12 protein-coding genes are annotated in these 24,090 nt (G+C 70.2%); 6 read left to right on the top strand and 6 right to left on the bottom strand.

The window, feature by feature from the left end:
• Window positions 1-383 precede the first annotated feature (383 nt).
• From ABZ348_RS24115 to ABZ348_RS24130, 4 genes are all read right to left on the bottom strand, one after another.
• Entirely contained in the window at window positions 384-860 is a 477-nt protein-coding gene (locus ABZ348_RS24115) for a DUF5709 domain-containing protein (protein WP_358936425.1), read from the bottom strand.
• Between the two features lie 195 nt (window positions 861-1,055).
• Window positions 1,056-1,880: a nucleotidyltransferase domain-containing protein gene (locus tag ABZ348_RS24120; protein ID WP_358936297.1), complete on the bottom strand. Its 825-nt coding sequence runs from the start codon at window positions 1,878-1,880 to the stop codon at window positions 1,056-1,058.
• Between the two features lie 218 nt (window positions 1,881-2,098).
• Window positions 2,099-3,304, bottom strand: a complete 1,206-nt coding sequence (locus tag ABZ348_RS24125; protein ID WP_358936299.1) for a hypothetical protein — start codon at window positions 3,302-3,304, stop codon at window positions 2,099-2,101.
• A 557-nt stretch (window positions 3,305-3,861) separates the two neighbouring features.
• Entirely contained in the window at window positions 3,862-5,484 is a 1,623-nt protein-coding gene (locus tag ABZ348_RS24130) for an AMP-binding protein (RefSeq protein WP_358936301.1), read from the bottom strand.
• Window positions 5,485-5,610: 126 nt separating this feature from the next.
• On the opposite strand from ABZ348_RS24130, the gene ABZ348_RS24135 reads away from it, so the two are divergent.
• The 4 genes from ABZ348_RS24135 to ABZ348_RS24150 are packed head-to-tail and all read left to right on the top strand — an operon-like array spanning window position 5,611 to window position 14,967.
• Window positions 5,611-9,147: an amino acid adenylation domain-containing protein gene (locus tag ABZ348_RS24135; RefSeq protein WP_358936303.1), complete on the top strand. Its 3,537-nt coding sequence runs from the start codon at window positions 5,611-5,613 to the stop codon at window positions 9,145-9,147.
• Complete coding sequence (locus ABZ348_RS24140) at window positions 9,147-9,929, top strand: alpha/beta hydrolase (RefSeq protein WP_358936304.1); 783 nt, start codon at window positions 9,147-9,149, stop codon at window positions 9,927-9,929. The genes ABZ348_RS24135 and ABZ348_RS24140 overlap by 1 nt, the downstream gene beginning before the upstream one ends.
• Window positions 9,926-10,681, top strand: a complete 756-nt coding sequence (locus tag ABZ348_RS24145; protein ID WP_358936306.1) for an alpha/beta fold hydrolase — start codon at window positions 9,926-9,928, stop codon at window positions 10,679-10,681. Before ABZ348_RS24140 ends, ABZ348_RS24145 begins: the two co-directional genes overlap by 4 nt.
• Window positions 10,678-14,967 (top strand): amino acid adenylation domain-containing protein, encoded by a 4,290-nt coding sequence (locus tag ABZ348_RS24150; protein WP_358936308.1) that lies wholly within the window; start codon window positions 10,678-10,680, stop codon window positions 14,965-14,967. The genes ABZ348_RS24145 and ABZ348_RS24150 overlap by 4 nt, the downstream gene beginning before the upstream one ends.
• Window positions 14,968-15,134: 167 nt before the next feature.
• On the opposite strand, the gene ABZ348_RS24155 is transcribed toward ABZ348_RS24150, so the two are convergent.
• A complete protein-coding gene (locus tag ABZ348_RS24155) occupies window positions 15,135-16,892 on the bottom strand; it encodes an ABC transporter ATP-binding protein (RefSeq protein ID WP_358936310.1) in 1,758 nt (585 codons plus the stop codon).
• Complete coding sequence (locus ABZ348_RS24160) at window positions 16,892-18,649, bottom strand: ABC transporter ATP-binding protein (RefSeq protein WP_358936312.1); 1,758 nt, start codon at window positions 18,647-18,649, stop codon at window positions 16,892-16,894. Before ABZ348_RS24160 ends, ABZ348_RS24155 begins: the two co-directional genes overlap by 1 nt.
• A 174-nt stretch (window positions 18,650-18,823) precedes the next feature.
• On the opposite strand from ABZ348_RS24160, the gene ABZ348_RS24165 reads away from it, so the two are divergent.
• On the top strand, window positions 18,824-22,318 hold the full coding sequence (locus tag ABZ348_RS24165; protein ID WP_358936314.1) for an amino acid adenylation domain-containing protein: 3,495 nt from the start codon (window positions 18,824-18,826) through the stop codon (window positions 22,316-22,318).
• Entirely contained in the window at window positions 22,315-23,751 is a 1,437-nt protein-coding gene (locus ABZ348_RS24170; protein ID WP_358936316.1) for a condensation domain-containing protein, read from the top strand. Before ABZ348_RS24165 ends, ABZ348_RS24170 begins: the two co-directional genes overlap by 4 nt.
• The last annotated feature ends 339 nt before the right edge of the window (window positions 23,752-24,090 follow it).

Below are 24,090 nucleotides of genomic sequence, written 5' to 3' on the forward strand. Positions count from 1 at the left end.
ACGTTCACCCGGCGCCCTGCCGGCCGCGTCGGCGCCGGATTCTCCAACCCGCCAACCCATCGTCTGGAACCCCTCTCTGGCCGTGCGCCCCACCCCTGGCACATCAGCCGACATCCCTACCTCAGGGGGCATGGATTCATGCGGGGCCATGTGCCTGGTGGTGAACGTTCGAACACGCTTGGTGCTCAACGGGAGGTTTGAAGTCGTCGGGGCTTGCGTGCGACCCGCGAGGATGGAGCGAAATCGTTGAGTAGGGGGCGGTTCGCCCCTCGGTGAGGTGTCGATGGCATCCAAGCGATCGGCTACCCGATGAGGCATCGCCCCGAGGTATCGCAAAGGGTGTTCGGTCGGACGCCCTGCGTGCTCGATGTCCTCTGTGTCGCTCAGAGTGACTCGTCGTCGGGGACGACGTGCATCGCCGCTTCCTCAGCAGACGCGGCGGCGCCGTCGATGCCCACGTCCCATGCCAGGAGATCCTTCTCCGCGTCCTCGTGTGCGCCCTCGTCGGGGGCCACGAGACGGCCGGCGCGCACGTCCCCCACCTCGTTGTCGAGGGCCTCGCCGTCGGTGTCGGACGTGTCCCCGATCCCGTCGCCCTCCCACGCGTTGGGGCCGGCTTCCGGCACCTCCTCCGCGAGCCTCTGGTCCAGCGTCTCGCCCTCGTGCTGCTCACGGGCGGTGGTGCCGCTGCGCTCGACGCCGAGCGGGCGTTCGGGCGGGGACCAGCCCTCGTCGTACGGGTCCACACCACGGTCGAGCAGGGTGTCCTCGGGGTCGAGCAGGCCCTCGTCCTCGGGCACCTCGTTGTCGTCGGGCGACCCGGGCTGATAGACCTCGTCGCCCATGGCGTCCTCGGACATGTCCTTGCCGACCATGGTTGCGCCTTCCTTCAGCAGTGCCCCGGCGGGGCGGGGGCAGGTGGGACGGGCCTCTGCTCCCATCGTCCACTGGATGGAGGCGGAGCGCACCCGACACTTCCGCCCCGGTTCTTCTGCATGGCCCGCGGTACGGGGGGTGTGGGGCGCTCATCCGTGCCGCGGGCCGTTTCGGCTGACTTATCCGGCCAGCTGCGCGCTGATGTCCTCGTGGAGCGGCAGCGGCAGTGCGATGTTCCATCGTTGCACCGCCTCGCCGGCGAGATCCCGCGTCCACTGCCAACTGCGTCGGGCGGCGGCACGTACGGCCGGGTCCAGTGCGTTGGAGGTGGTCGCCGTGTAGCGCTCGCGGTCGTGGGCGGGGAGATCCTTCTCCAGGGCCCGGCTCGGGGTGAGCCAATGGGTGGTGGAACCCCGCAGCAGCCGGCACAGTTGGAGTTGCTGCGGGGCGATGACGGTGTGGAGGAGGGCGTGCGCCCGGGCCGTCTCACCGCGGGCCAGTACATGGGCCAGCATCAGGGTCCAGTTGGCCAGTTCGTTCGTCAACTGCTGCGCTGTGGAGATCGGTTCGGGTGGCTCGCAATCGGCGAGCACCCGAGCCGCCGCCGTGAGCCGTCCGGTGCGATCGAGGAGCACCGCGCCGCCGGGGTCGGGGAGGTGCACGGACCCGCGCCAGGACGCCATCTCGGCGATGCCCTCTCCCGCCGCTTCGACGTGGAACTCCCCGCGCATCAGATCGTCGAACACGACGGCCAGGATGCCGTACATGTTGGTGTAGGCCATTTTGAGCGGGGCGAGTTGTTCGACGAAGGCACGTCCGTCGAAGGCTTCGATGTCGGCATCGTTCACGAACAGATAGGCGTCGAGGTCCGAGTGGGCGTCCGCCTCGCCCAAGGTCCACGAGCCGTACAGCAACACCCCCTCCAGCCGTCGGTCGGCATGAGCCGTCGCGCGGAGCAGCCGGATGCGTTTGTCCAAGGCGGGTGCAGTTGAGGGATCGGGCATGAAGACGCTCTTTCCTGAGGTCGTACGAGGGCAAGGTGACAAACCCGGCGACCGGCCGGGCATCGATCTCGGACCGAAGTCATCTGCTCAGGAAGCGCCCATGCTCAGCATCATAGGGGAGGTGTGTGGGAGCGCGGAGTCGCTGAGGGAGGGGTGTCGGATCAGGGTTTGCGGGCGCTACAGGCCGGGGCCGTTGTGCTCCTGTTTCCCGGCCGGCCTTACGAGTCACGGGTGGTGGCCGTGACCGCGCGGGTGAACGGGTCGGGCGCCTGACCGGTCCAGCGGTACAGCTCCGCCCGTCCGGTTTGGCGGCTCTCCGTGCCCGTACCGACCGTGCCGGCCCGCGCCACGTAGAAGCGGCCGTCGTCCAGCGAGACCAACCCGTACTGCCCGCGGGCACGAAATCCGTACTGGCCAGTCCCCTCGTCGTGGATGCCCTGGGGGAGGAGCGAGAGGAGGCGACCCACCTCGGAGCGGGGCTGGCCCTGCACCGTTGACCAGGACGGCGCCTTCGAGCCGTCGATGACGAAGAGGGAGTGATTGGGGAACGCCGGCTTCTTGCCCCGGTACACCGCCATGATCCAGTTGCCGCTGTGAGCGTCGTATTCGAGGTTCTGCACGCCGTAGGTGGTGTTGCCGGTGTGGACGAAGAACTTGCCCTCCGGCGCGACGGGCCCACTGGTGTGCGGCGCGCTCTCCAACAGGGGCTTCTCATACTTCCGCCATGCCCGGACGTCGTACTGCAAGAGCACCTGGTGGTCGTTGTCGATGCGTCCGGTGTGGGAGTAGATCCCGTACGCGACGGTGAGCTTCACCCGGTCCTTGCGCTCCATGGACGGACCGAACGCCACGCCGTCGATGCCGCTGCAACCGTATCGGTGGTCCGCGGTGTCAGCGGTGTCGCCGGCGAACACGCCGTCGTGGTCGAGGTCGGCCGTGTAGTCCTCGGTCACTTCCCTGAGGTGGACGGTGGAGACGACGCCGGTGGACTGGGCGTCCATGTTCATCCGGGTGATGCGGCTGCCGTCGAAGATCGCGATGTAGAAGGCGGGTGCGTCCTTGTACTCCAGCGAGCCGTAGACGCGGCCGTCGTCCGGATTGAAGTCCAGATCTCCGAGGTGTCCGGTGAATCCGGTCACCGAACCGACGGGACGTCCGTTCAGATCGGTCCGCACCAGGAGGTTGGTGAACGAGAAGTACAAGAACCCCCCGGAGCGGTCGATGGCCATGCCCTGGAGATGGCCCGACTGCCAGGTACCGCCGTCGATGCCCAGGGGCAGGGCGGGCGCCCGCTGCTCCGCCCGGACCGTACCGTCCGCGGTGGGTGTGCTCCCCTGGGCTGGCCCTGCGCCGATCAGGGTGAACGATGTGAGGAGGACCGTGGTGAGCAGGGTGCCGATGCGCGCGCGAACGTGTCTTCGCATGTGTCCTCCGGGATGCCGACGCCGGGGTTCCGTGGATTCCCGACCCGCGCCGGCCACTCCCCTTCGTACCGGTTCTCGTGTACTACAGGCCCTCACATCGTGCCTGTTACGCGGGTGCGGCGCCTGTGGGGAACGGGCCGTCGAGGCAACCGCGAGCGGTTCCTCGTGCCGGGCGTACGGACGCGGTCCCAGGGGGCATATCCGCAGGTCTTCGACGGTTTACGGGAAGCGGAGGACAGCCGTGTGCGGTCCGGGTGGAAAACCGGAGACCGACTCCTCCGTTCGGGGCGCCTCGCCGGTCCGAGGCACCCCGAACGGTCGGGAAACCCTCAGGGCCCTTCTTTCGGATCTCGCTGGGCTCGCGTGCCCTGGTGCCGCGCTCCCCCTGTGCCTAGCGGCACGGGAGGTACCCCCACGCCGCGTTGTCGTCAATCACCAATGGCCCCCTGTGCCTGGCGGCACGGGAGGTGCCCCCACCGCAGTGATTCATTCCTCCGCCTTGCGATCCACGGCACCAGACCCCGCTCCCTGATCCAGCCTGATCCAAAAGAAAGACCCTAGTCGGGCAGCAGTGCGGTCAGCGCCTTCTTGTCCATTTTCCCCAGCGGTGTGAGCGGCATCGTGTCCAGGATCGTCACCCGGTCCGGGATCTTGTACGTGGCGATCCCCCGGTCCTTGAGGAAGGTCGACAGGTCCGCGCGGGTCGGGGCCGGGCTGCCCTGCGAGACGACCACGAAGGCGACGGAGGATTCTCCGAGGTCCTCGTCGGGGCAGGCGACCAGGGCGACGGAACGGATGGCGGGATGGGCGAGGAGATGCCCCTCGACCTCGGTGGCGGCGATCTTCTCGCCGCCCCGGTTGATCTGGTCCTTGACCCGTCCGACGACACTGAGATGACCGGTGGGAGTGCGGCGCACCAGATCGCCGGTGCGGTAGAAGCCGTCACCGGTGAAGCTCTCGGTGTTGTGCTCGTCGGCGCGGTAGTAGCCGCGCAGGGTGTACGGGCCGCGGGTGAGGAGTTCGCCGGCCTCCCCCTCGGGCACCTCCTCGTCGGTGCCCGAGACGATCCGCACCTCATCGGCGGATGAGATCGGTTTGCCCTGGGTGGTGGTGAGGACGGCGGGCGGGTCGTCCAGCCGGGTGAGGCAGAGCAGCCCTTCGGCCATGCCGAACACCTGCTGGAGCGTGGCGCCGAAGCCGTCGACGACCTGGCGGGCGGTGTCGTCGGCGAGTCGGGCGCTGCCGATCTGGAGCACGCGCAGACTGGACAGGTCCACCGAGGTGGCTTCGGCCTCGTCCAGCCAGACCGGTGCGAGTTGGGGGTTGATCGCGGTGATGGTGACCCCGTGGCGCTCGACCAGGTCGAAGCAGTACGAGGGGTCCGGGTTGCTCGCCAGCACGACGGTGCCGCCGACGCCCAGCGCGCCGAGGACACCGGGGCAGTTCCAGGTGTAGTTGAAGGCGATGGGCAGCGCGGCCAGATAGACCGTGTCCGGCCCGAGGTGACAGACATCGGCCGCTGCCCGTGCGTTGTACTGGTAGTCGTCGTGTGTCCGGGGGATCAGTTTGGGGAGTCCGGTCGTGCCTCCCGACAGGAGGAGGACCGCGATGTCTCCCGCGGTCGCCGTGGACGTGACGGGCGCGTCGTCCGGCGGGGAGTCCTCCAGTTCGGCGAAGCGGACGAAGTCGGTGTGCTTTCCGGGCTCACCGACCACGATGATGTGCCGGAGCGACGGTGATTCGGCACGCACCGCGGCGGCCAGTTCCCGGTGGTCGAACTGGGCGTGTTCCTCGGGTATCACATAGGCGGTCGCCTCGGAGAGGGCGGCCAGGTGGGTCATCTCGCTCCGGCGGTGGCCCGGCTGGGTGTGCACGGGGACGGCGCCCAGGGTGATGAGCGCGAACCAGACGATCACGAACTCGGCACGGTTGGGCAGTTGGAGGAGGACCCGGTCGCCGTCGGCGATGCCGAGGCTGCGCAGTCCTCGTGCCACGGCACGGGAGCGGTCGGCGAGTTCGGCGTAGGTGAGCCGGGTGCGATCGTCGATCACGGCGGTGCGCGGGCCGAAGTCCCGCACCAGGGTCGCCAGGAGTTCCGGGTAGGAATGGCCCTGCCATAAACCTTCCTTGCGATAGGAATCCGCGGCTTCGGAAGGCCACTCGGTCAGGTCGATCGGCATCGTCAAGGCTCCTCATCTCACCGCGGTGTTGGCGCCGCGGCAGTCCGGATGGGCTCTTGAAAGGTAAGGCTAACCTAACTTACGGTGCTCTCACATGCATGTAGTCGAGGTCTTGATGGAGTGCTTGTGGACAGTTCATGCCCCAGCCTTGAAGAGATCCGAGGATTAGCCGCCCAGGCGCTGCGGCTCGATCCGCAGTCGGTGGCCTTCGATGACAACCTGGTCGAACGAGGACTCGATTCGATCCGGATGATCAAATTGGCGGCGCGCTGGCGACGCACCGGTGCCGATGTCACCTTCGCCGACCTCGCACTGAAACCCACCGTGCGGTCCTGGTACGCGCTGCTGGCCGCGGGCGGTGCCGCGCCGAGGCCGGACACGACCGCTCGACCCCGGGCGGACGAGGGAGAGCCGTTCGGCCTCGCGGTCATGCAACACGGCTACTGGATCGGACGCGGTGACGACCAGGCGCTCGGGGGTGTGGCCGCCCATCTCTACGCCGAGTTCGACGGCCATGACATCGACCCCGAGCGGATGGAGCGGGCGGTGCACCGACTCGTGCGCCGTCACGGGATGTTGCGCAGTCAGTTCCTCGGCGACGGAACCCAACGCGTACTCGGTCGACCCGGTCTGCCGGTGTGGGAGTTGACCGATCTGCGGACGGCCGACGCCGCTCTGGTGGCCGACCGGCTCGCCGAGATCCGGGAACACAAGACGCACCAGCGGATGCCGGCCGAACTCGGCAAGGTCCTCGACATCTCCCTGACCCTGCTTCCCGAGGGACGCACCCGACTCCACGTCGACGTGGACATGCTCGCGGCGGACGCCCTGAGCTACCGCATCTTCCTCGCCGACCTGGCCCGGTTCTATCAGCGCGACAGCGAGGACACCGCCCCGCTCGCCTACGCCTATCAGCACTACCTCAGCGACTACGCCGCCCTGAACGCGAGCGCAGTGGAGCGCGAACGCACCTGGTGGGAGGAGCGGGTGCCCACCCTCCCCGATGCCCCTGCGCTCCCCCTCGTACCGGAATCGGAGCGGGCGGACCCGTTGCGGACCGTCCGCTACGAGCACTGGCTGGACCCCGAGCAGAAGAAGCGGCTCATCGACCGTGCCCATGCGCACCGGGTGACCCCGGCCATGGTCCTCGCATCCGTCTTCGCCGAGATCGTCGGACACTGGTCGAGCCGGCAGCGCTTCCTGCTCAATCTGCCGCTATTCAACCGCGAACCCACCCACGGCGACGTCGAGCAGATGGTCGGGGACTTCAGCAGTTCGGTCCTCCTCGACGTCGACCTGACCGCCCCCGCCACCTTGACCGAACGTGCCCGCTCCCTCCAACAGAGCCTGCACACCAGTGCCTCGCACGCCGCCTACCCCGGTCTCGACGTCCTGCGGGACCTCGGACGCCACCGCGGGGAGCCGGTACTCGCATCGGTCGTCTACACCAGCGGCCTCAACCTCGGCGAACTCTTCGCGGACGAAGTCCTCACCACCCTGGGCGAGCCGGTGTGGATCATCTCCCAGGGCCCGCAGGTGGTCCTGGACGCCCAGGTCGTGGAGTTGCGGGGAGGTCTACTGCTCAACTGGGACGTCCGTGCGGAGGCGTTCCCGGACGGAATGATGGACGCGATGTTCGCCTGGCACCGCGACACGATCGAAGCCCTGTTGGCCGACGAGGCGAGCTGGGACCGACCGGTCATCGACGCCCTGCCGGCCGGACAGGCGGAGGCCCGCCGCAAGGCCAACGACACCGCGCGCCCGGTGTCCGGACGCACCCTGCACGAAGGGTTCTTCACCCATGCTGCAACCGCTCCCGCTGCCGTGGCGGTCCTCGGCAGCGGGGCAGAGAGCCTCACCTACGGCACATTGCGCGAGCGCGCGCTGAAGGTGGCCGGAGCACTCGCCGCCGAGGGAGTGCGCGCCGGTGACACGGTCTCGATCCAACTGCCCAAGGGACCGGACCAGATCGTCGCCGCACTGGGCGTCCTGACGGCCGGTGCGGCGTACGTCCCCATCGGCGCCGACCAGCCCGACGCGCGACGCGAGCGCATCCAGGACATCGGAGCCGTCGACTTCGCGCTCACGGCGGAGCCCGCCGCACAGACCGGGCCGCGCTCACTGTCCCTCGCCGAGGCCGAGCACCGGGGAAGCCCCCTCGACCAGCCCGTGCCGGTCGATCCGGAACGGATCGCCTATGTCCTGTTCACCTCGGGTTCCACTGGTGAGCCCAAGGGCGTGGAGGTGACCCACGCGGCAGCCATGAACACCATCGACTGCCTCAACGAACGGTTCGGCATCGGTCCGCAGGACCGTTCCCTCGGACTGTCCGCCCTGGAGTTCGACCTCTCCGTCTACGACGTCTTCGGGCTGCTCTCGGAGGGCGGCAGCGTGATCGCCGTCGACGACGCGACCCGCCGCGACGCCGATGCCACCGCGGCACTGGTGCGCAGCCACCGTCCGACGGTGCTCAACTGCGTGCCGTCACTCCTCGACATGCTCCTGGAAGCGGGCGCCACCCCCGAGGGCCTCACCGATGCGCTCAGGGTGGTGCTGGTCGGCGGTGACTGGGTCGGTGCGGACCTGCCGGGCAGGCTCAAGGCACTGGTCCCGGGAGCGCGGTTCGCGGCCCTCGGGGGCACCACCGAGACGGCCATCCACTCCACCGTCTGCGAAGTCGAGGGGCCGGCACCGACGCACTGGCGGAGCGTGCCCTACGGGGTGCCCTTGGGTAACGTCGCCTGTCGGGTGGTCAACGAACGCGGCCTCGACTGCCCGGACTGGGTGGGCGGTGAACTGTGGATCGGCGGGCGCGGCGTGGCCCGTGGATACCGCGGCGCCCCGGCGCGTACCGCTGATCGTTTCGTCGACCACCAGGACGGACGCTGGTACCGCACCGGGGACCTCGCCCGCTACTGGCCCGACGGCAGCCTGGAGTTCCTCGGCAGGCGCGACGAGCAGGTGAAGATCCGTGGCTATCGGATCGAACTCGGCGAAGTCGAATCGGCCCTTCGAGCGGTCGACGGGGTGCGCCAGGCGATCGTCGAACGCATCGACGCCACCGTACCCAGCCTCGCCGCCGTGGTGAGCCTGGAGGCACCGATCGGGTCCGCGGCGCAGGAGGACCCGCCCGAGACATCCGACGCGGCATCCGACGAGGCGTCCGGAGCACGGCAGAGCGCCATCCGCGCGGCTCTGGCCGAGCAACTGCCGCCCTACATGGTGCCGGACCGGATCGACATCGTGGACACGATCCCGTTGACGCCCAACGGCAAGATCGACCGCCGGGCCGTACGGCGGAGGCTGACGGACGGAGCCACCCGCACGAGCGCCTACCGTGCTCCGCAGACCCCGCTCGAAGGAGCCCTCGCGCATATCCTCGCCGACGTCCTGCGGGTCGACCGCCTAGGCGCCGAGGACGACTTCTTCGCCAGCGGCGGTGACTCCGTGCTCGCCACCGGGGCGATCGCCCGGGTCCGCGAGTGGTTGGACACCACCGAAGCGGCGGTATCGGACCTGATGGCCGCTCGTACCGTGGAGGCACTGGCCACGCGCCTCGCCGAGCGACAAACGACCCCTGGCCGGCTGGAACAGGTGGCCGAGGTCTATCTTGACGTCGCAGCGCTCACCGACGACGAGGTCACCGACGAGGTGGCGAACTGATGCCGGAAGTCCTGCTGAAGGACGGCCCCGTCGAGTACCTCCGGATCGAGGGCGACCCCGACCTGCCGGCCCTGGTGCTGCTCCACGAAGGGCTCGGGTGTGCCGCCCGCTGGCGCAGGTTCCCCGCACAACTCGCCCGTACCACCGGTCGAACCGTCGTCACCTTCTCCCGGCACGGCTACGGCGGGTCCTGGCCCTTCGACGGGCCGTTCCCGGTGAGCTACCTCCACGACCAGGCCCGCGGCGCGCTCCCCGAGCTGCTGGACGCGCTCGCCCTCACCTCGCCCATACTGGTTGGCCACAGCGACGGCGCATCGATCGCCCTGGTGCACGCCGCCGAACAGCCCGTCTCCGGGCTGGTCCTGATGGCGCCCCACGTCGTGGTGGAACCACGGACACGGGAAGGCATACGCGCCACCGTCGAGGAGTTCGCATCCGGCTCACTCGCGGCGCAGCTCGCCGTCTTCCACGACGATCCCACCACGGTGTTCGAGCGGTGGAGCACGGTATGGCTGTCCGAGGGGTTCCGCACCTGGTCGGTCACCGATCTGCTCCCCCTGGTGGACTGCCCGGTCCTCCTGGTGCAGGGCGAAGATGACCCGTACGGCACCGGGCTGCAACTCGACGCGGTGGTCGAGGGGGTGAGCGGTCCGGTGCGTCGACTGGATCTGGCCGGCTGCGGTCACGAGCCGCACCGGGAGCGGACGGACGAGGTCCTGGCGGCGATCGTCGAGACGCTGCCGTCGTTCGCCGTCGCAGCCCACGGGGGAGTGGACCGGTGACGGGAGGCTCCTGGCTGCAAGCGCTGCGGCCGGCGGGTGGCGAGACGGCCGAACCCCGCGCGCGGCTCGTGTGCTGGCCGCACGCCGGCGGCTCGGCCACGGCCTTCCACCCCCTGGCCACCGCCCTCACACAAGTGGACGTGCAGGCCGTGCAACCACCGGGCCGGGGGACCCGGCTGTCCGATGCGCCCGTCCTCGAACCCGCGCGGGCGCTCGCCGAAGTGCTTCGAGCGCTCGCCGGGCTGCCGCCCGTCGACGGACCGTTGGTGCTGCTGGGCCACAGCATGGGCGCGGCACTGGCCCATGCGCTGGCCGCGCGCACCGACCCCGACCTGTTGGTGCTCTCCGCGTGGCCCGCCACCGACGGCGGAGCGCCTCGCCCCGGCCGAACCCCGTCGGAGCTCGTGGACTTCGTCCGTCTTCTCGACAGTCCCGGGACCGACGACCTGGAGGAGTCCGACGTGATCGACCATCTGCTCCCACCGCTACGGGCGGACCTGCGCCTGGGCGACGCACTGGAGCCGCCGCGCACGGTTCCCCCGGTGAAGGCACCGACCCTGCTGGTGTACGCCGACGACGACCCGGCGGTCCCCCCGTCCGAAGTCCTCGCCTGGTCCGACGTCGTGGACGTCCACGGGCGGTTGCGCCTCACCGGAGGCCACTTCGCCTTCTTCCAGCAGACGCACACCGTCGCCGCGGCGATCGACGGTCTGCTGAGCGAGGCACGGTCGTCCCGGGCGGGTGGCCGGTGAGCACCTCACGGCAGGACACGGCCCGGCAGGAGATCCTGCGCCGGCGGCTGCAAGCCCTCAAGCTCGCCGACGACACCGCGTCGAGCAGGACGATCCGCCCGCGTGACGATCCGCACCGGGCGCCCCTGTCCTTCGCCCAGCGGCGCATGTGGCTGCACCAGCAGATCAATCCCCACAGCAGCGCCTACAACGTCAGCATCCTGCTCACCCTGGAGGGCGCACTAGACCGCCGCGCGCTCAAGGCCGCGCTCGCAGGTGTCGTACAGCGCCAGGAACTGTTGCGCACCACTTACCACATCGACGAGGAAGGCCGTCCCCACCAGCGCATCCACGCCTCGCTCCCACCGCCCGTACGGTGGGCGGAGGCCACGAGCGAGGAAGCCGACGAACTCGCCACCGCGGAAGCCGCCGCCCCCTTCGACCTCGCACAGGGCGGCCCCATCAGATTCTTGCTGATCCGGGCCGCGGACGAGCTCTTCCACCTCGTCGTGACGGTGCATCACATCATCTGGGACGGACTGTCCTTCTCGGCCCTGAGTTCCGACCTCACCGCCCTGTACGAGCAGGCCCTCAACGGCAGCCAACCGAACCTGCACCCACTGCCCGTGCAGTACGCCGACTTCGCCGTCTGGGAACAGCGCAACTGGTCACAGGACGCACACCGGGAGACGTTGACCCACTGGCGCCGCCGCTTCACTCCGCTCCCGGCCAGACCACCCCTGCTGGCGGGACGGCCGGGAGGTGACGGGGAGCGGGCCGGGCGGGTGGACCGCCGGATGCCCGCCGGTGCCGCCCACGGTCTGCGCGGACTCGCCACCGAGCACGCCACCACCGTCTTCACGGTCTATGTCGCCTGCCAACTACTGGTCCTGCACCGCTACACCGGGGCCACCGACCTCACCTTGGGCACCACGGCGATGAACCGGGACACCTCGGGCGTGGAGGGTCTCGTCGGGAACTTCGGCAACACCCTGGCACTGCGCTTCGACCTCTCGGGAGACCCCGACTTCGGTGCGCTGCTCGGTCGGGTGCGACACACCTGCGAAACCGCCTACCAGCACCAGGGCTACCCGTACGACCTCCTGGTCGAACGGCTGCGTCCACCGGGCGAGCCGGATCGGCCCGTACTCTTCGACGCCCTCGCCCTCTTCCTCTCCCAAGAGGTGAGCGGCCCCCGGCTGCCCGGTACCAAGGCCCGCTGGCGGACCGTCTTCACCGGCGCGACCGCCTTTCCCCTGGCGATCCAGGGTTTCCTGACCGACGAGGGCCTGGACGTCGAGGCGACCTACGCCGAAGCCCTGTTCGACCACGGGACCGTCTCCGCCATGGTCGACCTCCTGGGCGAGACGATCACCAGGGCCGCCGCGCACCCCGGCGCACGGCTGAGCACGCTCATCGACCCGACCGATGCCGAGCGTGCCCTCCTGCTGGCCCGCGGCACCGGCGAACGGACGGAACCACCCCCGGCCCTGCTGGAGGACTTCGTTCGGTGCACCGATCGGAGCCCCGATGCCATCGCCCTGATCTGCGGTGACCGACGGTACGACCACCGCTGGCTCAGGGACCGGGCCCGTACGCTGACCGCGCGTCTCAGGGCCCTGGGTACGGGCCCGGAGAGCACGGTCGCCCTCCTGCTGCCGCGCTCCCCGGACATGGTCGCGGCCGTGCTCGCGGTGCTGGGCGCAGGCGCCACATTCGTCCCCGTCGATCCCGCCTACCCGGCCGACCGGGTCCGGTTCATGCTCAGCGACAGCGCCCCCACTGCGGTTCTCACCACGGCCCGGCTCGCCGCCGATCTCCCGGACGGCACCGCACCCCTGCTGCTCCTCGACGAAGCCGTAGAGCGCGAAGCAGACACGACCGCACCGGAGGAGACCTGGCCCCTTCCGAGCCCGCCGCAGGCCGGCGCCTGGGTCGGATACACCTCCGGCTCGACCGGACGCCCCAAGGCGGTCGTGGTGTCCCGCGAGGCGTTGGCCAGCAGAATCCAGTGGGCCGGCCACCTCTGGCCGCTCGACGAAGGAGAGGCACGGCTCGCCAAGAGCTCGCTGACCTTCATCGACGGCACCACGGAGATCCTGGAGACCCTGTCCGCGGGCGGCACCCTGGTGCTGGCCGACGACGGGGAGAGCCGGGACGGACAGTCCCTCACCCGGCTGATCGCCGCCCACGGAGTACGCCACATGATGGCCGTCCCCAGCCTGTTGCGGGCCATCGCCGGCACCCCCGGGGCCTTCAACGGGATGACCCGGCTCATCTCCACGGGGGAACCGCTGTCCAGCAAGCTCGCCGCAGAACTGAGTGCGGAGGTTGCGTCCGGGGCACTCGCCAACTCCTACGGCTGCTCGGAACTCGCCGGCGATGTGATCGCGGGCCCGGTATCCGGCGCGCCGGACACGGCCGTGCCCATCGGTGCACCGGCCCCGAACACCACCGCCTTCGTCCTCGACGATCGCTTGCGACTCGCCCCCGACGGGGTCGTCGGAGAGCTCTACATCGGCGGTGCCCAACTCGCCCGCGGATATCGCGGCCAACCCGTCCTGACCGCCGAACGCTTCGTCGCCCACCCCTTCGCCGCGGGCGAGCGCCTCTACCGAACCGGCGACCTCGCCCGATGGCGCGGCACCGAGTTGGAACTACTCGGCCGCCGGGACGACCAGGTCAAGATCCGTGGGCAGCGGGTGGAACTCGGTGAACTGGCCGCGGTGGCGCGTGCCGCGCCCGGAGTGGGCGACGCCTTCGCCGTCACCCGACCGGGCCCGGGTGACTCGCTCCAACTCCTCCTCTACATCACCCCTCAGCCGTCCGAGGCCCCGCCCCCGGACGGCGAGTCCTCGCTACCGGCCCTGCGCACCCATCTGGAGCGTGCCCTACCCGCAGCCCTGGTGCCGTCGACGATCGTCCCGCTCACCGACTTCCCCCTCCTGCCCAACGGCAAGGTCAACCGGCTGGCACTCCCCGCTCCGGCCTCTCCGGCCCCCACCGCCCAACGGGCCCCCAGCACCCTGGCGGAGCGCGCCCTGTGCGCCGTCGTCGCCGAAGTGCTCGAACGGGACGGCGATGCCTACGGACCGGACGACGACTTCTTCGCCCAGGGCGGCGACAGCATCACCGCCATCTCCCTCGTCGCCAAGGCCACTCGCGCCGGCTTCCCCTTCTCCGTACCGGACGTCTTCGAGCACCGGACGGTCGCCGGGCTCCTCGCCGTCGCCCACTCCGGCACCGCGGCCACCGCCACACCGGTTCCGCTGCCGATCGCCGCACATCGGTTGCGACGCTCCGGAACGACCGCGAAGGAGTACGTCACGTCCTGCTGGTGGCGGCCGGAATCCGATGTCGCCCTGCCCGACCTCGAACGCGCACTGCGCACCGCGACCACCCGACACGAAGCGCTCCGGCTGGTCGTCGACACCCGACGCAAAACCCTGTGGCGGGCGTCGGTCCAGCCGTCGCCGAACGAAGGACCGCTGGCCAGCGTGGTGCCGGGCGCCCTCGACGAAGCGGTGGCCACAGCACGCGCCCATGTGGACGTGACCCGCGGGCAGGTACTGCACGCGGTCCTTGCCCCCGGTCCGACGATCGTCCTCGCGGCCCATGCACTGGCCGTCGACGACACCTCACTCGATCTGCTGCGGTGGGAGATCACCGCCCTCCTGGCGGGGGAAGCACCGAAAGGAGAGGGCACGCACTGGCCCCAACCGCCCGAGGCGACACCCGGACCCTGGGCCGAGCCCCTGCGCCAGGCCGCCGCATTGTGGCCCCCACCGGGGGAACCGGGCACCGAACGCACCCGTCGATGGGTGCGAACACGGTCGTCGTCCGACGAGCACGAGACCGTGGGTGCCTGGCTCTACGCCCTGCGCCGCTGGCAGGACACGGAGATCGCCGTGACCGATCGACTGCTGCGCGCGGGGCCGGCCGAAGCGATCGGGCCCTGCTCCCGGCGCCATCCCGTACACGCCACAGCGGGAGACTCCGTGACGGCCCTCGCCGACCGGGACCGCGCTCTGGCGGCGACCGGCGGGGGATACGAGCCCTACCGCTACGCCACCACCGCGGGCCGGCGCGCCTTCACCGGGCTGCCGGAGGCGAACACGCTGATCAGACCCGGCAGCGCACCCGCCGAAGGCGAACGGTTCACCGACACCGTGCGCGGCCTGGAGCGCTTCTACTCGTTCGTCGCGACCTTCGACGGTCTCGGCGGGGTGGGGCTTGCGGCGGACCCCTCGGCCTCCGCGGCGGCAGACGCGCTCCTCCAGGACTGGGTGGCCGCCCTGGGAGGTTGAGGGCTTCCCAACGGGTCGGGCCCAGGCGCCAGCAGTTCCGGTGCGCCGGCTCGGGTCCGGACGATGTGTCCGGGCCCGAGCCGGGGCAGGAGGCGCAGGGGGCGCCCCGACGCATGACGACCGCGGTCGGTACCAACCGACCGCGGTCGCGTGCTGTGCCGGACCCGTCAGAGACTGCTCGCCCCGCTGGTCAACCGCCAGCCAGCGGCCTCCTCATGGCTGCGCCACAGGTCCTGGTACTTCGTGCACCTCCCCAGCAGCTCCGGATGGGTGCCGCGGTCGAGGATCCGACCCGAGTCCATGACCACGATCTGGTCCGCCCCGACGACGGTGTGCAGCCGGTGGGCGACCATCAGCAGGGTGCGCCGACCGGCGAGTGCGCGCATCCAACGGCGCACCACCAACTCGTTCATGGGGTCCAGGGCGGCCGTGGCCTCGTCGAGCAGGACCACCGGGGCGTCCTGGAGGGCCACCCGGGCCAGGGAGACCCGCTGGCGCTCGCCACCGGAGAGCCCGGAGCTGCCCGCACCGACCGGGGTCTCCCACCCCCAGGGCAGCCGGTCGACGATCTCGTCCACGCCGGCGACACGAGCCGCTGCCAACAACTCCTCCTCGCTGGCCCCTGGGCGTCCGAGCAACACGTTCTCGCGGATCGTGCCCTCCAACAGCACCACGTCCTGGAGGACGACCCCCAGATTGCGGTAGAGGTCGTCGGCGGAGAGTTCGCGCACGTCGACCCCTCCGAGCAGCACCCGACCGTCATCCGGGTCGACGAAGCGGGCAGCCAGCCGCAGCAGCGAACTCTTGCCCGCACCGGACGCACCCACCAGGGCCGTCGTACTGCCCGGGGGCAGCTGCAACTCGATGTCGTGCAGGGCCCAGTCGGAGTCCGGATACGACAGCCGTACCCGCTGGAGGGACAGTTCGAGTCCTCCGTCGGCGTGCGGCTGCGGTACCGGTGTGGGGTTGGACGACATCGTCAGGGGTTCGGCGGCGAGGATGTCGGCGGCGCGGCGTATCGATGCGGCGCACAACCGCATCCCGCGGGCGAGTTCGGCGACCGCACCGATTGGTTCGGTGAACCGGAGGACCAGGATCAGCAGGGCGATCAGCAGGGCGACGTGTGCGTCGTCGTGGAGCAGCAGCCAACCGACGACCGCGGCCAGGGCCGCCACCGCGAGATGGATCGAGGTGCCGAAGCCGGCACGGGCCAACAGCTCCCGTCCCACTCCGGTCCGCATCACCTGTTCCCGCTCGTCGAGCGCGTCCGCGAGCAGCCGATGCCCCAACCCCAGCTGACCGCTGGCCCGCAGCGTCGCCTGGGCCTCGGCGAACTCGACGATCCGGGCCGTCGCCTCGGACTGTGCCCGGTGGGTGCGCTCCTCGCTGCGGTCGATCACGGCGCTGCTGCGCCGGTGCACCAGCCACAACAGCGGGCCGGCCGCCAGCATGACCAGGGCGGGTCGCCAATCCACGGTCGCCGTGACCACGACGATGACCGCCGGTGTGATCACGCCCCGCAGCATCGGGGCCATGGCCAGCAGTACGGTCTTCGTCACGTCCACGGCACCCGGCCAGATCGCCCGGATCAGGCTGCCGGTGTGGGCGGGGGAGAACCAGCCGACGGGCAGGGTGGCCAAGTGGTGGGCGATGCGCCGGTGGAGTGCGTTGATGGCGGCGATGGTCGTTTGCAGGGCGATGTCGGTCTGCCAGGCGCGCATGGCCAACGTGGCGGCGACCGCGACGGCGAGTGCCGTGAACCAGGCCCAGGTGTGGGGACCGTCGTCGAGCACGGAGGTGAGCGTCGGCAGGGTCAGACCGAACGCGACACCCTCCAGGAGGGCGTAGCAGGCCGCGAGCCACAGTTGACGTCGGTAGGCACGGGCGGTCACGGGGTCGAACAGGCCCAGAAGTGTGCGCAACATCAGGCGACCTGCTCCTTGCTCCGGTAGGCGTTCCACAGTTGCCGGTACACGCCCGCCACTTGGATGAGTTCCTCGTGCCGTCCGACCTGTGCGACACGGCCGTGGTCGAGCACCACGATCTGGTCCACCCCGGTGACCGTGGTGGGGCGGTGGGCGATGACCAACACGGTCCGGCCCTCGGCCAGGACGGCGAGAGCCGATTGCACCTCAGCCTCGGTCTCCGGGTCGATGCCGGCCGTCGCCTCGTCGAGGACGAGCACGTCCGGGTCGGCGAGGAGCACACGGGCGATGGCGATGCGCTGCCGCTCCCCTCCGGAGAGCGCGATGTCCTGCACGGCGATCGTGTCGTACCCCTGGGGCAGCGCTTCGATCCGGTCGTGGATGCGGGCGGCCTTGGCCGCCGCGATGACCTCGGTGTCGGCTGCGTCGGGGCGTGCTAGACGGATGTTGTCACGGAGTGAGGTGCGGATCAGCTGGGCCTCCTGGAGGACGAAGCCCACATGCCGGTAGAGGGTGCTGGTCGTCATCTCCCGCACGTCCACGCCGCCGATCAGCACCTGACCCTCGTCGGTGTCGTAGAAGCGGGCGAGCAGTGCGGCGACGGTGGACTTGCCCGAGCCGGAAGGGCCCACGAGCGCGGTGATCGTGCCGGGTCGCAGTTCCAGGTTCACCTGGTGGAGTACGGGCTCGTCGGGCTGGTAGCCGAAGGTGACGTCCCGGAGCACCACGTCCCGGCCGGCCGGGTGCCGGTCGATTTCGGGTTCGGGCAGCGCGGGGGTGGCCAGCAGTCGACCGATGCGTTCGGCGGCGAGATGGGCGGTGCGCATCCCGGCCAGGGCCGTGGCGATGTCCTGGAGCGGGCTGGACACGGCCACGGCGACCAGGGCGAACGGCAGCAGGTCCGGTGCCGGGAGCCAACCCGCAGCGACCATGGCACCGCCGGCGCCGATCACAAGCGCCATGGTCGTCACGGGGTCGACCAGGGCTCCGTTGCGTACGGTGCGTCGGTTCTCGCGTACGTACGCCGAGGTCTGGGCGGCCCGGAAGCGGTCGCTCGCGGCGACCATGGTGCCGGCGCCGTCACCCCGGCGCACCACGCGCAGGGTGGGCAGGTCGCGGACGAGTTGGGTGATCGAGTCCACCAGCGAGGACAGGGCGACCATCACCCCGCGCTGTCGCTCGCCGGCACCGGCCAGGAGGCGGCGCTGTTGGATATGGACCACGGTGCTGGGGAGCACCACGAGCAGGGTCAGGCGCCAGTCGACGGTGATGAGCCAGCCCACGGCGACGGTCGGGGTCACCACGGCGGCGACCACTTCCATTCGACCGTGTGCCACCGCCGCATGGAGTTCCTCCACATCGCCTTGGAGGGTTTCCAGTGTGCGTCCGCTCGATCCGGCAGTGAACCATCCGAGCGGCAGCCGGGACAGGTGCGCCGCCACTCGATTGCGGACCGAACGCTGCACTCGCAGATCGGCCCGATGGCTCAGCGCGTAGGCGCTGAGCCGGAGCAGGAGAGCCGCAACGGCGGAGCCCGCGATGAGCACGACGCCCCACACGACGGGCTCGGTGCGCCCCGATCCCAGTGCTTCGTCCGCGATCAGCCACAGCCCGACGTAGGGCAGCAGAGAGAGGAGGGCGGAGAGCGCCTGGAGGGACAGCGCACCGCGAAGTAACCCGCGGGAATCCGCGGTGAGTTCATGAAAGACACGTGAATCGACCCGTGGTGGCTTCGAACGGTTTCGGCGGTCGGTCACGCGAAATGCTCCTTGGCGAGGAAAAGCGATGGTCGGGTGGCGAATACCCCCCCGACCCTATCCAGTCATTAGGCAAGCCAAACCTAAGTATGAACACCCTTGGGGGGTTGACGGTTCATTCGCTCACTCCTTTGAATAGGTAAGCCTTACCTAACTTTTTAGGGAGTTGCGGCTGTGGGGAACGAGCGTCTTCTGCGCCAGTCAGAGATCCACGCGATGGTCGCCCGGCAATTGGGCGTGCCCAGCGGTGAAGTGGACATCGATGACAACCTGGTTGAACTGGGCATGCATTCGCTGGGCATGATCAAGTTGGCGGCTGCCTGGCGGCGCGCCGGTCACGACGTCAACTTCGGCGATCTGGCGCTCAACCCGACCCTCAGGCACTGGGGAGAGCTCCTCGCCGAACGCTCCACCGAGAGCCCACCCCCCACGGAAACCGGGCCCCCGCGCCCCACCGGGACCTCGTCGCCACCCTCGGTGGACGACACCTTCGGACTCGCCACCATGCAACACGCCTACTGGGTCGGCCGGTCGGACGAACAGGCTCTCGGAGGCGTCGCCGCACACCTCTACGCCGAGTTCGACGGACGGGACGTCGACCCGAAGCGCCTCTCCCGCGCGGTGGACGCCCTGGTGCGCCGGCATCCCATGTTGCGTTGCCAGTTCCTCGACCACGGCCGCCAACAGGTCCTCGACCAGACCAAGTTATCCGTCTTCCGACACGTCGACCTACGGGCACTGTCCGACGACGAGGTGTCCGAGCAGCTCGCCCAGACGCGTCACGCCCTGACCCACCAGCGGATGCCCGCAGCGGACGGCAAGGTCTTCGACGTCGTCCTCACCGAACTCCCCGACGGTCGCACCCGGCTCCACGTCGACGTCGACATGCTCGCGGCCGACGCGCTCAGCTATCGACTGCTCATGGCGGACCTGGCCGAGCTCTACACCCACGGCGACGGCTCGATCGACCCCATCGACTACACCTACCGCGACTACCTCGCCGAACCCTCCCGGGCCCGTCCGGCCGAACGCGAACGCGCCTGGTGGCACGAGCAACTGCCCGAGCTGCCCGATCCGCCACGACTTCCGCTGGTCCCCGAAGCCGACCGTCCCGATCCGCACCTGACCGTCCGCTACGACCACTGGATCGACGCCGCGAGCAAGGAACGGCTGATCGACCGCTCGCGCCGAGCCGGCATCACCCCCGCGACCGTACTCGCCGCGGTCTTCGCCGAAGTGGTGGGGCGATGGTCCAGCGAACAGCGCTTCCTGCTCAACCTCCCGCTGTTCAACCGGGAGCCCACCCATCCGGACGTCGAACGGGTCGTCGGCGACTTCAGCAACTCCGTCATGCTCGCCATGGAGTGCTCCGACAGCGCCAGCATCCTGGACCGCACCCGCGACCTGCAACGTCGGCTCCACGACGGGGTCTCCCACGCCGCGTACCCCGGCCTCGACGTCCTGCGCGACCTCGGACGGTACCGAGGGGAGCCACTGCTCGCGCCCGTGGTGTACACCAGCGGACTGAACCTGGGCGAACTCTTCCGCGACGAGGTGCGCGACACCTTCGGCGAGCCCGTGTGGATCGTCTCGCAGGGTCCACAGGTCGTACTGGACGCCCAGGTCGTCGAGTTGCGAGGCGGTCTCCTGCTCAACTGGGACGTGCGCGAACACGCCTTCCCGCCCGGTTTGATGGCCCAGATGTTCGGACGCCATCGCGAGATCATCGAAGAACTGCTCGCCGACGACGCGGACTGGACCCGGCCGCTCGGCTCCCACCTACCCCCCGCACAACAGGACGTCCGGCGCCGACTGAACGCCGGCACCGCCCCCCGTTCCGGCCGGTGCCTCCACGACGGGTTCTTCGCCGCGGCACTCGACACCCCGGAGCGCACCGCACTGGTGTGGGGAGAGGGCAGGTCGCTCGACTTCGCGGCCCTGCGGGACAGGACACTGCGCGTCGCCGCCGCCCTGCGGGACCGCGGCATCGGCCCGGGGCAGGCCGTCTCCATCCAACTGCCCAAGGGTGTCGACCAGGTCATCGCGGCGATCGGCGTGTTGGCCGCCGGCGCCACCTACGTCCCCATCGGCAACGACCAGCCCCCGGCGCGCCGCGACCGCATCCAGCAGATCGGCGAGGTCGTCCTCGGGATCGTTCCGCCCTCGGCGACCGGAGAGCAAACCGACCACTCCGTACCGGTGTTGACCGTGGACGAGGCGGCTGCGTTCCCCGAACCGCTCTCCACTCCCGTACCCGTGGACGACGACACCATCGCGTACGTCCTGTTCACCTCGGGCTCCACCGGTGAACCCAAGGGCGTGGAAGTGCCGCACTCCGCCGCCGTGAACACCATCGAACGCTGCATCGAGATCTTCGACATCACCCGTGACGACCGCAGCCTCGCCCTGTCACCGCTGGAGTTCGACCTCTCCGTACAGGACGTCTTCGGGCTCCTCTCCGTCGGCGGCAGCGTGGTGGTGGCCGACGAGGCGACCCGCCGCGACGGACACCGCGCCGCCGAACTCGTCCGGCACCACCGCGTCACCCAGCTCTACTGTGTGCCCGCGCTCCTCGACATGATCCTCAGCGCCGCCGCTGCCGACGGACTCGGCGACCGACTGCGCACGGTGCTCGTCGGCGGTGACTGGGTCGGGGTCGACCTACCGCGCCGACTGCATGAACTGCTCCCCGACTGCCGGTTCGCCGGACTGGGCGGTGCCACCGAGACCGCGATCCACCACACGGTGTGCGAGGTCACAGGGCCCCTGCCCGACGACTGCACCGCCGTCCCGTTCGGAGTGCCCCTGGACAACGTCCGCTGTCGCGTGGTCAACGAACGCGGCCTGGACTGCCCGGACTGGGTGGCCGGAGAGCTCTGGGTCGGCGGCAGCGGCCTCGCCCGCGGATATCGCGGCGACCCCGCCCGCACCGCCGAACGGTTCGTCGACCACGCCGGCGAGCGCTGGTACCGGACGGGCGACACCGCCCGCTACCGACCCGAGGGCACCATCGAGTTCCTCGGGCGCCGAGACCTCCAGGTGAAGATCCGCGGATACCGGATCGAGCTGGGGGAGGTCGAAGCCGCACTGCGGTCCCTGCCCGGAGTCCAACGCGCCGTGGTCGAAGCCGTCGGCACCCACACCCGTGCACTCGCGGCGGCCGTGGTAGGCGCTGCCACCCTCGACCCCGACCAGTTGCGTGAGGACGTCGGCACCCTGCTGGCGCCCTACATGGTGCCCGAACGGATCGAGTTGCTCGAAGCCCTGCCGCTGACCGGCAGCGGCAAGATCGACCGCAGGGCCCTGCGCTCCCGGCTCGCCGCGGGCGGCGAGGAACGGCGGTACACCCCACCCGGGAACGACCTCGAAGACGCCCTCGCACGCATCATCGCCGACGTCCTCTCCGCCGAACGGATCGGTGCCGAATCCGACTTCTTCACCCTCGGCGGCGACTCGGTCCTCGCGACCGTCGCCGTCGCCAGGATCAGGGAGTGGCTCGACACGTCCGACGTCTCCGTCGCCGACCTCTACGCAGGCCGTAACGTGCGCGGACTCGCGGTGCGACTCGCCGACCGGCAGCGCACACCGGGCCGTCTGGAAAAGGTGGCCGCCCTCTATCTGGAACTGCTGGCCGACGACGGCACCGGTGCCGGACGGGACGACGGATGACCTCCCCCGCACCCCGCGAGACCAGCGCGCAGCGCCGCAGGGAACTGGTCGCCCGCAGGCTGAAGGCAGCCGGCATCAACGATGCCCTGAGCAAGCCGGACGCCGCGATACCCCGGCGCAGCGATCCCCGAAGGGCCCCGCTCTCCTTCGCCCAACACCACGCTTGGCGCTACCAACAGGCCCGTCCCGACAGTGTCGCCAACAACCTCTGCCTGGTCCTGACCGCCACCGGTACTTTGGACCTCGAAGCCCTCGGCACCGCGTTCGCGACCGTGGTGGAACGCCACGAGGTGTTGCGCACGACCTACCACGCCGACCTCGGCGGGGAACCGTACCAGTACGTCCACCCGACGATGCCACCCCCGATCGTTCGGATCGACCTCGGCGCCCTCTCCGCACGGGAGCGGCAGCAGCGGGTCGACGCCCTCGTCGCGGAGGCCGTGGCGGAGCCGTTCGACCTGGCCAAGGAAGGCCCGCTACGGCTGCGGTTCCTACGGCACTCCCGGGACTCCCACACCATCGTGCTGCTCATCCAACACATCGTGTGGGACGGGATGACCCTGGCCGCCATCTCCCAGGACCTGCGCAACGCCTACGAACTCCTCCTCCAGGGCGAGACTCCCGACGGCACCCCCGTGCACCCCCAGTACGCCGACTACGCCGAGTGGGAGCAACGCACCTGGCGGACGCGACCGTCCACCGCCGACGACCACGCCTACTGGCGCCGACGACTGACACCGCCCGCCGCGCCACTGGCCCTGCCGTACCGCGCAGGAGCACCGACCGCCCCGGGCGACCAGGGCGCCCGCGAGGACCGCAGACTCACCGGGACCACCCCGTCCCAACTGCGCGAACTGGCCCGCGCTTGGGCGACGACCCCCTTCGTCGTCTTCCTCGCCTGCTACGCGGACGTGCTCCGCAGCCGGTCGAACGCCACGGACATCGCCCTGGGCACCCTCGCCGTGGACCGGGACCACCCGGGCACCGATCGGCTCGTCGGGAACTTCAGCAACCCGGTGGTCCTCCGCTTCGACCTCGCCGGGGCCACGGACTTCGCAGATCTGGTGCGCCGCGTCCAAGACGGCTACGAGCCGGGCTTCGCCCACCGCGGCTATCCGTTCCTGCCCCTCGCGACCGAACTCACCGGCCACGACGGCACCGGCCTGGTGCCGTTCTTCGACTCCCTGGTCGTCTTCGTCGCCCAGGACATCGAAGGCCCGGACCTGCCCGGCGTACGGATGACGTGGGAGCGCGCCGACAGCGGTGCGGCGCAGTTCCCCCTGGTCCCGCTCGGCCTGGAGGTCTTCGTCCGCGAGGCGGGCATCGACGTCCAGTTCACCTACAGCACGGACATGTTCGACCGAGACACGGTACGCACGCTCCTGGACGACCTCGAAAGCGCACTGCGCCGCGCGAGCAGTGCACCGCGATAGCTCCCGGGCCACGGCATGTCGCTCACTGAACAGGAGGAAGACGATCATGCGATCTGGAGCTGTCCACGGTCCGTGGACGACGGGCCGCGCACGACCTCGTGGCGCTCCCCCCGCGATGGTCCTCGCACGGTCGGGCACGCCCCACCGCACCCGAGCGCCCCGACCCGCACGGACGGCACCGCAGTGGGACGCCCGGCCACTCACCCAGGGGCCCCGGTGCTCCGTCGACGCAGGAGACCCGTCCCCGTACACAAGGGCGTCCCCGTACACAAGGGCGAAGCAGCCCCTCGCCCCGTATCACCGGGACGGGGCGATCACCCCGATGGCGCAGGAGCAGGA

Origin of the sequence: Streptomyces sp. NPDC005963, assembly GCF_040638655.1 — a bacterium.
Classification (GTDB): Bacteria; Actinomycetota; Actinomycetes; order Streptomycetales; family Streptomycetaceae; genus Streptomyces.